Source organism: Microcoleus sp. F4-D5, assembly GCF_036704885.1.
GTDB lineage: Bacteria > Cyanobacteriota > Cyanobacteriia > Cyanobacteriales > Microcoleaceae > Microcoleus.
This window is the reverse complement of record NZ_JAUBSX010000086.1, coordinates 19,438-31,031: the sequence shown is the minus strand read 5'-3', so window position 1 is coordinate 31,031 and position 11,594 is coordinate 19,438. Positions and strand designations below refer to the sequence as shown.

The 11,594-nt window shown below is 47.9% G+C and carries 8 protein-coding genes; 4 read left to right on the top strand and 4 right to left on the bottom strand.

From position 1 onward, the window contains the following. Nucleotides 1-294 precede the first annotated feature (294 nt). Complete coding sequence (locus tag QUA80_RS27940; protein WP_333428234.1) at nucleotides 295-1,713, bottom strand: O-antigen ligase family protein; 1,419 nt, start codon at nucleotides 1,711-1,713, stop codon at nucleotides 295-297. Between the two features lie 373 nt (nucleotides 1,714-2,086). Here QUA80_RS27940 and QUA80_RS27935 point away from each other — a divergent pair, with 373 nt between their 5' ends. The 3 genes from QUA80_RS27935 to QUA80_RS27925 all read left to right on the top strand — a co-directional run bounded on the left by QUA80_RS27935 (nucleotide 2,087) and on the right by QUA80_RS27925 (nucleotide 6,758). Further along, entirely contained in the window at nucleotides 2,087-3,598 is a 1,512-nt protein-coding gene (locus QUA80_RS27935; protein WP_333428233.1) for a polysaccharide biosynthesis/export family protein, read from the top strand. Nucleotides 3,599-3,733: 135 nt separating this feature from the next. Beyond that, nucleotides 3,734-6,070, top strand: coding sequence for a polysaccharide biosynthesis tyrosine autokinase (locus QUA80_RS27930; protein ID WP_333428232.1), 2,337 nt, complete (start codon nucleotides 3,734-3,736; stop codon nucleotides 6,068-6,070). Nucleotides 6,071-6,392: 322 nt separating this feature from the next. Continuing rightward, nucleotides 6,393-6,758 (top strand): response regulator transcription factor, encoded by a 366-nt coding sequence (locus tag QUA80_RS27925; RefSeq protein WP_039886668.1) that lies wholly within the window; start codon nucleotides 6,393-6,395, stop codon nucleotides 6,756-6,758. 78 nt (nucleotides 6,759-6,836) lie between these two features. Here the strand turns inward: QUA80_RS27925 and QUA80_RS27920 are convergent, their stop codons facing one another. From QUA80_RS27920 to QUA80_RS27910, 3 genes are all read right to left on the bottom strand, one after another. After that, complete coding sequence (locus QUA80_RS27920; RefSeq protein WP_333428231.1) at nucleotides 6,837-7,334, bottom strand: hypothetical protein; 498 nt, start codon at nucleotides 7,332-7,334, stop codon at nucleotides 6,837-6,839. Between the two features lie 127 nt (nucleotides 7,335-7,461). Continuing rightward, nucleotides 7,462-10,383 (bottom strand): response regulator, encoded by a 2,922-nt coding sequence (locus tag QUA80_RS27915; protein ID WP_333428230.1) that lies wholly within the window; start codon nucleotides 10,381-10,383, stop codon nucleotides 7,462-7,464. A gap of 419 nt (nucleotides 10,384-10,802) precedes the next feature. Continuing rightward, nucleotides 10,803-11,102, bottom strand: coding sequence for an ATP-binding protein (locus QUA80_RS27910; protein WP_333428229.1), 300 nt, complete (start codon nucleotides 11,100-11,102; stop codon nucleotides 10,803-10,805). Between the two features lie 198 nt (nucleotides 11,103-11,300). Between QUA80_RS27910 and QUA80_RS27905 the strand changes: the two genes are divergently transcribed. After that, complete coding sequence (locus QUA80_RS27905) at nucleotides 11,301-11,516, top strand: hypothetical protein (protein ID WP_333428228.1); 216 nt, start codon at nucleotides 11,301-11,303, stop codon at nucleotides 11,514-11,516. The last annotated feature ends 78 nt before the right edge of the window (nucleotides 11,517-11,594 follow it).

Here is an 11,594-nt window from a genome sequence, read left to right as displayed (position 1 = left end):
ATGAATTACGCCCTTGATTTAGCTAAATACTTCATCTTATCATGTTTTAGGTTGAAATTAAGATGCGTTTACCCTGCTCCCTCCCCGAACTCGCGGGGAGGGCTGGGGTGGGGTAAAAAATTTACGACTCCTGCAAGGATTGCTATATTTTTTTATGTTTTAACTTGAAAATAGCTGGAATTTGAGTTGGCAACTACCAGCCACCACTACATATTTATGACTGCCCCTTTACGGACTTAAATCATTACCCTTTCAGCAACACCCATAGTTCTATCGATTTTTAACTTCTGCAAATTAATGGGGATTCAATCTGGATTCAGATGAGGACGGCAAATCCCGGCGGTCAATGCGGCGGTTGCTGGATGGAGATTTGCTACTATCGATACAAAGTCTTACTGTTAATAACACGTAAGCAAGCCAAACGTCCCCCATCTCACCCAAAGAACCTTCAGTAATGTTATTCAGTATTATAAACACCAAGTAAATAATCGGTATTCCGGATTCAGATAGCGGGCTGCGATTCAGTTGTCGCACTGCCAGAATTAGATTAGTAAACAGTGAAGCTAATATTAAGAAAAGTCCCAGATAACCGTAAGATAGCAATACTGATATAGCACCGTTGTGAGCAGTTTTTGGTTGAAATCCATTGGCAGTATATATGAAATAAGCTGGAGTTTGCTCGCCAATTTCGTCTTGCTTAAAAAACCCATCAAATCCATAGCCAAACCAAGGGCGCTGATTTGCTGCGTCGATTAATTGCGGCCAAAACTCTGTCCGCCCTGTCAAGGTCAAATCTTTTCCCAATCCCCCGACAACAATAGACTCTAGGTTGTCTATGATATAAACGCTGGTAATAATAGCCAAGACCGTAAAGCCGACAACACAAGTAAAAGCCCATTGAAATTTTAACCTGCTCAAAAAACTTAAAGATGACACTACAGCTATGAGCATCAAACTATTAACTAGAGAACCCCCCGAGCTACTAGCTCTCACCAAATAAAAGGAAAACAACATGAACCCCAGAGCTATCCAGCGTTCTTTCTGAGTTTTAGCACCTTGGGAATAGTGCAGATACCAAAGTGCTGTACTCACAACCATGAGGCTGCCGAAAGCATTTTTATGGCTGGTAATTCCTGCAAATTCTTTCCCCACATTCGGATACCGCAAAACGCTAACTATGGCGAGAGATGTATAGCCCCACCTCAGTATTCCAGATAATTCGGGCCACTCATATCGCGCACCTAAATAAAAACTAAAAATCGTAAAACCTGTAAATGCTATCCCGCCTTTCAGCGTGATCTCGGGAACTAGCGACCACAGCGTCGATGTTATTGGCAGCAAACAATACACCGAAAAGCCAGGATTTCTCAAAACTAAAAATGATAAGGCTTCTACAAATTGATTTTTGAAAAAACTAATAAATCTCCCTGACAACACCAAGATAACCCATGGATAAAAAGCCCAGGGAAGTTGAGAAATATTACTACCATCTGTAGAAGCCAGATTGACAAAATGTAGGTAATTAAACGGAGGTAGATTGACGTGGGGAGATACGAATACGTAACAAATAGCAAACCATTTTTCCCAGAGCAAACCTAATTGTTTTTTAGCAGCTAACTGAAAAATCAAGATCGTGCTAATCAGTGCCACAGAGGCCAATAAAGCCAGCAATAAATTATTGCCGAAAATTAGCTCCCTAATCATTCTGGCCATAAAATTCTACCCTTTGTAAGAGAAATATTAGTTGAGCAGCCGGCTACCTCCACCAAATTAACAAGAAACCGAGGCTGTTGTCGATCGATCGCCGTGGCGCGGGCTGCGTTGCATCTAAATTGTCTGTTCCTGTTGCTGTCCCCCGTCCGAGTGCCGGAGGGCAGGAAAATTCAACGATATTGATTGAAATATGCGGAGTTAGATACGCATAAAGCAAAGAAGCTAAAAGGCATCGGGCAGCATCCGGGTTTTTTCCAAGCTGAGTCCGGGAAGGAAAATCTAGATGCTTAACCGGGCACTGACAATTATTGCTGATTTTTCCTTGTAGCTGCGATCGAGAGGGCATTTGAATTATGACGGATTAAACTAATGAATGAACCCAAAAGAAAATACGCAGCCTGTGGTTAACGCCGATTTTCCTAAACAAATCACCGCGCCAGTCTTGAGTTTGACGTTGTGCGCGATCGCCGCCAACGGTATTGTTGCTGCCAGATTTCCCCTCGCTGCGGCGGCACAAGTGCGATTGCAGCCCGAAACCGAAATTGCACAATCTGGGGGCATTCGACGATCGCCCGAAAGCTACAAACTCGGCGGTGGCGATCGCATTCTAGTAGAAATACTCGAAGTACCCGACCTCACCCGCAACTACGAAGTCCTTTCCGACGGTTCAGTCAACCTGCCGCTGATCGGCCTGGTCTCCGTCCGCGGCCGCACCTTAGTAGAAGCCACCAATATCATCCGCAACGCCTACCGCCGCGTCCTCAAAGACCCCATAGTCACAGTCAGCCTCGTCGCCGCCCGGCCGCTCAACGTCGGCGTCATCGGAGAAGTTACCAGACCCGGAAACTTCACCATTACCCTAACTCCTGGCCCGGGAGTCGCGCCGAGTGTCCAGTACCCCACCGTCACCCAAGCGATCAGACTCGCAGAAGGCGTCACGGGTGTCGCCGACATCCGCAACATCCGCGTCCGCCGTCCCCAACCAGACGGCCCCGATCAAGTGCTCAACGTCAACCTCTGGAAATTCTTGCAAGAAGGAGACATCTCTCAAGACATCATTTTGCAAGACAGAGACACTATCGTGATTCCCACAGTCGCCAACTTCAACCAAGCTGAAGCTCGCCAATTTGCGACCGCCAACTTTTCCCCGCCGCCAGAAAAACCTCGATCGATCTCCATCGTCGGCCAAGTCACCCGTCCGGGGGCTTACGTCGTCATCGGCGGCAACACCACAAGCGACCTCAGCCGAGAAGGTTTTCCCACCGTCATCCGCGCCATTCAGCTAGCCGGCGGCATCACCTCCGAAGCCGACATCCGGCAAATCCAAGTGCGCCGCGTCACCAGAAGAGGCGAACAAATTATCCCCGTGAACCTGTGGCAGTTCCTGGAGTCCGGCGACGGCTCCCAAGATACCATCCTCCAGGAGGGAGACACGATCGTCGTTCCCAAAGCCACGCTCGTCAACCCTGCAGAAGCTGGCGTGTTGGCTAACACTAACTTTGCTCCCCCCGGCATTAACGTTTTTATAGTAGGAGAAGTCAACACAAGCCTCGATCCGCTGAGGCTGCCAGCTAATGCCACGCTGAATCAAGCTTTAATTTCCCGAGGATTTTTTGGCTACGGTAATAACAGAGCTAGAAGGAATCAAGTTGAGCTAGTCCGGCTCAACAACGACGGTACAGCTACTAAACGGACGATCGAAGTCGATTTAACTCAAGGAATTAACGAAGAGCTCAATCCTCAACTTCGCAACAACGACATGATTATCGTATCCCGCAACGGTCTCACCAAATTAGTAGACCGCATGAACACTGTAATCGGACCTGTAGGGCCAGCTACCGGAGTGTTAAATTTTATAAGCATTCTCCGATCTTTATTCAGGTAAGAACGCTGCTGCTGAGGTGGATAGTTCCTAGCAAAGGCTAAAATAAACTAAACAATAGGATTTCCCAGTCGCGGCGCGGCAGCTTCAAAAATATCAACCTCAAAAATATCAACCTCAAGAATACCCAGGCTGAATATGGATAGCAGACAAGATTACCAACCCTTCACACCCAAATCAAACGGCAAACTGCCGGACTTTTCAGCTCAGGACTACAGAGATAAATTCGTCGAGGATACAGAGGAAGAAAAGCTAGACTTGTCCTGGCTCTTAGGCGTCCTGCGCCGCCGCATCCTGGTCATGGCAGCAGCCACCATTGCTTTGAGCGCCCTCGCAGGAACAGCGATCGTCATCACGTCTAAAAAGATTACGATCGAGTATGAAGGCTCCTTTTCTCTGTTAGTAGAACCAGCCACCGCTGAAGGTTTGCTATCCAAACAATTAGACAACACCGTCGCTGCCGACTTAGCAAAAATTAATATAGAAGGAATTAGCTTAGTAGACTATGAAACCCAAATTAGGATTTTGCGCAGCCCCAAAATGATGCAGCCCGTGTTTCAGGAATTGCGCGCTACGAATCCCAAATTGACCTACAGCGAACTGATGTCAAAACTGTCGATCAACCGCATCAGCTACAGCAAAGATGGCAAACAGCAAGGCACAAAAATTTTAGAAGTTCACTACAAAGATTCAGACAAAGAAAAAATTTACCAGGTATTGGATAAAGTTTCTAAAGCTTATTTAGAGTACAGCTTGCAGCAGCGGCTTACGGGCATTAATCAAGGCATTAAATTTATAGATATGGAAATGCCCAAGCTCCGAGAAAGAGTCGAAGTTTTGCAACTGCAAGTCCAAAAACTGCGCCAGCAGAGCAACTTGTTTGACCCCCAGTTAGAGGGAAAATCTCTTTCAGAACAAGTGCAAAGCATTCAGGGTCAGCAAGTAGGAATCCGAGTACAGCTACAAGGAATGCGCAACCTCTACCAAAACTATGAAAAATTACTCAGGGAAAATAATCCCCAGGGGCTGCTGATGACCCAAGGACAAGCTTACGCTGGACTGTTAGGTCAAATCCAGAAAATAGACTCGGATTTGTCAATGAAATTAGCTCAGTACAGAGAAGATAGTTTGCCAGTTTTAGCACTGCGAAAAAGTCGGGAAGAACTGATTTTAACCGCCAATCAACAAGCCAGAGAAGTGGTGATGGGAAATTTGGAGACGCAAATTAAAGAATTGGAAGCGCGCGATCGCGAAATGACTAATTTGCAAAAGGATCTCAACCAAAAAATTAGAACTTTTTCAGTGACAACCCGACAATACGACAATTTACAGCGGGAACTGCAAGTAGTTACTAAGAGTTTTTCGGACTTCTTGGCAAAACGAGAAGCCTTGCGGATCGATGCAGCTCAGCAGCAAATCCCCTGGGTGCTGATCAATCCTCCAGAAATTCCGCTAGATAAATTCGGCCGGCCGATCACAGCTACCGTCAAACAAACCAAAAAACAGTTAGCGCTGGCAGTAATTTTAAGCGGTCTGCTGGGCATAGCAATCGGCTTGCTCGTAGAGGTACTAAATACTGTTTTCCACAGTCCAGAATCACTGAGAACGGCCACAAGATTGCCGATCCTCGGGGTGATTCCGTTTACCAAAAAAGTCAAGCGCAGAAAGGCACCCAGACCGAGGCAACTTACATCGGCTCGCTCAAAATCGAAAGTGGAAGTTGTCGAACCGGGCGAAGCTAAACCTACGGCTCCGATGCTCGGGGGACCAAGTATTTTGAGCGACTTAGACTATCAATTTTTAGAAGCATTTCGATCGCTCTACACGAACATTCACTTGCTTAGTGCAGGAAAGGCGATTCGATCGCTCTTAGTCTGCTCTGCCGTAGCCGGAGACGGCAAATCTACAGTAGCTTTGCACCTGGCCGCCACAGCAGCAGCAGTCGGACAGCGAGTATTGTTAGTAGATGCAGATTTGCGCTGCCCGCAACTGCACGCTAAGTTAGGACTGCCAAACGTGCGGGGCCTGGGCGATGCCATCTCCACAGATATCAGCCTCAACGACGCCATTGTGCGAGCGCCTAACCAAGACAATTTGTTCGTGCTCACCGCCGGCCAAATTCCCCCCGATCCGATCAAGCTTCTTTCTTCCAAAAAAATGCAGTATCTGATGGAGCAATTTCAAGCATTTTTTGACTTAGTGATTTATGACACCCCCCCGCTAGCAGGCTTGGCAGACACCCACTTGCTCGCAGCTCACACAGACGCTACGATTATGGTCGTGCAAATTGGGAAAACAGACCGATCGCAAGTTCGCAAAGTTTTAGAAGAATTAAAAATTTCTGGAGCTTCTGTCTTGGGAATCGTTGCTAACGGCTGCAAAAACTCCGGTCACAGCTACCGGCAGCGCCCGGTCGTTTTAGAGACGCTATACGACCCAAAACTATCGGCTTTAGGTACGAAAAATCATAATTAGACCAATTTCGATCCAGGCGGCGCCGCGCCGCCGTACTCGACCGGAAACGCACAAGCAAGCTACACCCTCATTTTTTAATAAAAGTACCATTTGAGAAAGAAAATGATAGACTAACGGACAGAGCCTCGTGTGTCAACCGAGATTGCGCGGATCTTTAATTTTGCGATAATTACTCAGACGAATGATTGAGAAATGAGCAAAAGTGGGTAAACTACATCTAGCAGAGCGCAATCTCAATCAGGAAAAGACACCTTTGAAGGTAAACGTTAATGTAAACGTTAATGTGAACGTTTCAACCCAGAAACTTGGTAGGGATTATTCTATGAGTACAGTTATGGTTGTTGATGATAGCGTCACTCTGCGGGAGATGATCGCCGACTTGCTCAAAGGTAGAGGACTCAACGTCACGGTAGCTAGCGATGGCGTAGAAGCTCTAGAGCAAATCAAGGCCAACCGCCCGGATTTAGTCGTTCTGGATATCGTGATGCCCCGGATGAACGGCTACGAAGTCTGTCGCCGGCTCAAAAGCGACCCTAAAACTCAGAATTTGCCGGTGGTAATGTGTTCGAGCAAAAGCGAAGAGTTCGATCGCTACTGGGGAATGAAACAAGGAGCCGACGCTTACATCGCTAAGCCATTTCACCCTCAGGAATTGGTCGGTACTATTAAGCAACTGCTGAGAGGTTGAGCTAGAGGAATAGGGACTGGAAAAAAAATTGTCTAGAGTGCTTCTTATTTCTGCTCCCGCAGCCTCTCTCAAGCCTCTCTAAACTACTCGATTGACAATAGTCCAAACATCCCCGTCCGATCGCACGTAGGGAACAGAAATACTCTTAAAACCAGTAATAAAAGGCTTGTAATAAACCTGCCAGTAACTGGGGCTAATTTGGTCGGCGATGGCTTTGAGTCCCTTCACTTCTGCAGCCAGTTGAGCCGCTAATTCGTTAATCCGTTCCGCGTGTTCCAGAGCGAGCGCTCTTCCTTCTTCAACTTGCTGCTCCATCGGACTGCTTCTTTGCAAGTTTACCGACTGCTGCTGTTTGTAACTCAGTTGAGCAGAAAGAGCCGCGATCGCGTCATCTATCCCCTTGAGTTCTGCCGACACTTGTGCGGTTTCCCTCGCATGACGGCGGCAAGCATCGGCGATCTCTTGGGGCGAATCGCCGGCGGGGACGATCGCGGCATTGCTAAGCTGCTGGCGTTCCAGGCGCAATTCCTCAATTTGAGAGCAAATTGCCTCTATTTCTGTCTGAAGTTTGTCCACCTAATTACCGTGGTTTTTGGATATCTTAGCATATTAACCCAAACTAATAAAGTCTTACACATAATGGAAAAACCAGTTTCAAAGCGGCGCACTATTACCAATTCCCAATTACCTATTAATTGAGTTTTTAAGTTGTTAGCGCTTGCTGCCTCAACTTGACTATAGTCTCTACCAAGACATCAGGTGGCACAGGTTTAGACAGATGCCGATCGAAACCCGCAGCCAAAGCACGATCGCGGTCTTCATCCCTAGCATAAGCCGTCAAGGCGATCGCCCAAAATTTCCCTCCCCTTTCGGTTGTCCGAGAGCGCAGCCTTAACAGAAGCGAATAGCCGTCTTCCTGCGGCATTCCAATATCGCTGACCAAAAGATCCGGCACAAACTCCGCCGCCACCTCAAACGCCTCAGCAGCAGACGATGCAGCCCTGACAGCGGCCCCGGCATCTGCCAAGACAAACATGATAAATTCCCGCGAATCAACCTCGTCATCAACCACCAAAACCTTCACTCCCAGTAAATTGCTACCCTCACCCAAAACCTGCGCTTCCTCCCGGGCGATCGAACTTACCGGAATCGAAGGCAAGCGGAAAGTAAAAGTAGAGCCCATATCCAATCCCGGACTGTTAGCCCAAACCCTGCCCCCGTGGAGTTCCACCAACTGTCGGACGATCGCCAGACCCAGCCCCAAACCGCTATGATGGCGAGTAATCGTAGCATCCGCTTGCCGGAAAGAATCAAACACATAAGGCAAAAAATTCGCGGCAATCCCGATTCCCGTGTCGCTAACAGCCAGCTCAACCTCCGAATCAAGTCGCTGCAGCCGGATTTCTACTCGCCCCCCGCGCGGCGTAAACTTAATAGCATTCGTCAGCAAATTCCAAATCACCTGCTGCAAGCGGCCGGGGTCTCCTGAGACCAAAAATCTCGGATTTAACTCGGATGGGGAACGGCTAGAAACATCCCCGGAATAGGAGAATTCAGCAGTATTCAAGCCCAAATCTACAACTGCCAACCGCAAATCGATCGACTTAGCATCGGCGGCCAACCCCACCGTATTCATCGCTCCTTCCACCATCGAAATCAAATTTACAGGACTTGGATTCAAAGTCAACTTGCCGCGAATAATTCTTGAAATATCCAGCAAATCGTCAATCAATTGAGTTTGCAATTTAGCATTGCGCTCAATAGTGGACAAAGCCCGCCCAGTAACAGCCGGACTCAAACTGCGTTGCTGCAGCAGTTGCGCCCAGCCCAAAATCGCGTTTAAGGGCGATCGCAGCTCGTGAGAAAGAGTGGCCAAAAACTCATCTTTCACCCGATTGGCCTGCTGAGATTCCTCGTAAAGTCGGGCATTGTCGATCGCCCCCGACACCGCCTGAGCCAACTGCATTAAAATACTTTCGTCATCTTCGGCGAACTCCCCCTCCTGCTTGTCCGACAACTGAATCAATCCCAGATTTCTGCCGTTCCGAGCCGTCAGCGGTACCGCCAGCCAGCCCCGCATCGGCGGGTGCTTCCCTGCGGCCTTGCCGAACCCCCGCCATCTCGGGTGAGCTTCTAACTCGGTTTGAGTCATCCGCATCACCTGTTGCTGCTGGCAAACTTCCTGGTAAATGCCCGTACCGTCTGGTTCTTCGCAGTAATCTCGCCACGCAGCGTATTTTTCTGACATCGAAAACTTGCTAATTCCCCCATCCCAGTTGGCTGCAGGGTTGAGGTTGACCGCTACCTGGTGAACTTCCAGAATTAGGCGGGCGCTATCTGCCGCTAATTGAAGTATTTCTGCCACCGCCAGCGTAGAGTTGATCGCAACTGAGGCGGAGGTTAACTTTTGCAGGCGGTGCAAATACGACCGCTCTCGCGCCACGGCGCGGGAGCGATCGTATTCTAATTGTTTGCGATCCGTAATGTCGATCGCCACGCCGAACAGCCGAACAGGTTTGCCCGATGCGTCAAAAACCACTTGCCCTTTGTCGTGAAGCCAAATCACCGATCCGTCCGGTAGAACGTGGCGGTATTCCGACTCGTAAACTCCCGCGCCGGTGAGCGCGGCATCCACATCTGCCAAAAAGCTTTCGCGGTCTTCTGGATGCACCGCATTCTTTTTTTCCTCAAAAGTACCAAAGGTGTTGTCTGCGCCCAAACCAATCTGTGTTTTGGCATGGGACGAGTGGCGGATCTCCCCAGATGCCACATCCCAGGTAAAAGCGATGGTGTTAGCTGCTTCTAGGGCAAAGCGCAAATTTTCCTCGCTTTCTTGCACCCTCGCTTCTGATAATTTGCGATCGGTAATATCCCAAACTACGCCGATCGACCGCACCGATTTACCCGTATCATCATCAAAAAACTTGCCCCTACCCGCGATCCAGTGCAAGCTGCCGTCGGGCCAAATAATTCTAAATTCGTCGTTGTACTCTATTTTGTTTTCTAAAGCAAAGGCAAGAGCTCGGGCAACCGAGGCCTGGTCATGCGGGTGAATGCAGGCAAAAAACGCTTCGTAAGTTCCCGCAAAACAGCCTTTTTCCAACCCGAATAACTGTTCGTGTCCCTCCGACCAAACCACTTGGCCAGTTAATAAATTCCAATCCCAAGTTCCCATTTTCGAGGCTTCGATCGCCAATCTCAGCCGTTCCTCCGAAATTGCCAACTGCGCCGACGTTTTCGCGTAGTTCTCGCGCAACTGCTGTTTTTTCAAGCTTTCGCTCACCGCCCCCGCCAGCCGATTGAGGTGCCGCCCTTTGAAAACGTAATCGCTCAAACCCGCTTTCATAGCTTCGACTGCCACTCGTTCGCTGCCGCTGTCTGTACACATAATTACCGGACAATTTGGGTAGCGGCTTTGAACTTTGTGAAGAATAGTTAATCCGTCGCTCCAGTGCAGTTGGTAGTCCGTAATTACTATGTCAAAACCCCCTGTTACCAGGACTTCTTCGAGAGTTTGGGCATCAATAACCGACTTAATTTCTAAATCGGCAAAAGTTTTCCTCAGTTCTCGATCGATCATCAGGCGATCGTTCGGGTTGTCGTCGATTAACAGAATAGACAGCATTGGGCTTTTAGTTTTTGTATGGGCGCAAACATTCTCAAACCTAATAATAGGTTATCAAGCAATTTCGAGCGTTTGAATATTTTCTTGGATAGTCAATTATACTTACAAATAAGTTGATTGTATTTGCAAGTATTTATTATATCTTACAGATTGTAATATCCTCAACCACCCTTTTATAGGTCTGCCCCACAAACAAATTAATTAAGTTGTTGTAGAACAGGTCACAAAGCCTGCTCAGGCGGCAACGGTACAAGAGATACGTTAACTCTCAGTATACTAATTCTTGATTTTATGTTGTGGTGTGAACAAGCGGGTTAATTGATTCTTTCAGCTACAGCAGAATATGGCTGTTAAAACCCTCTTCCCCGGAGCCTCATCTATTAAATCCCTGACAATGCTTCGTTACCGAACTTGTTTGTTCAACTCTCGCACTTGCACAATTTTAGCCAGAAGCTGGTACCGATTCCCAGAGTCGATTCCAGCCCGAGCGCACCGCCCATCCGATCGACTCCTTTGTTCGCTATCGCCCGCCCAATTCCAGTTCCCGAATACACTTTTTGAGCGTGCAGGCGATCGAACAATCCAAAAATTATTTCATGAAATTCTGATGCAATTCCAATGCCGTTGTCTTCTACCCAAAGACAGATATATTCCTCCTCAGCTTCAGCATAAAATCGCACCTGCGGCTTGATCCCAGGCTGCACGAACTGGTGGAGCATTGGAGGTGAGACTAAACGGCAGTTTCGTCTACTTTTGGTGACATTAAAGACATATTGGACAAAAAACACGGTTTTCTTGTCTTTCGTGGGCTGTGACTGGTAAAATCAGTATCAAAAGAAGGCAGTCCTGACTCGCTCCCCGGTCTATGTACGCCCTCAAGCTAGAACTCAAACTCAACAATTCGCTCACGTACAATAATGGCGCGACACGCCGGTTACGCTCGGTTTTGCTACAACCTAGCCCGTACCCTTTACTTGGGCGTGATGGATATCAAAGTCAGCCGTACTCCAAAAATTTCCATCATCAAAAAAACCTTCACCAACTTCATCAAAAAACAACCAGAATATCAATGGACTAACGCTTTATCATCCCGCGTTTATCAAAATCTTTCATTGCCTTCAATAGCGCCCTAGAACGCTTTTTTAACGGGGTCAGTGGCTTTCCTAATTTCAAACGCAAGAAATCCGGGGACTCCTTTACCGTAGACAGCA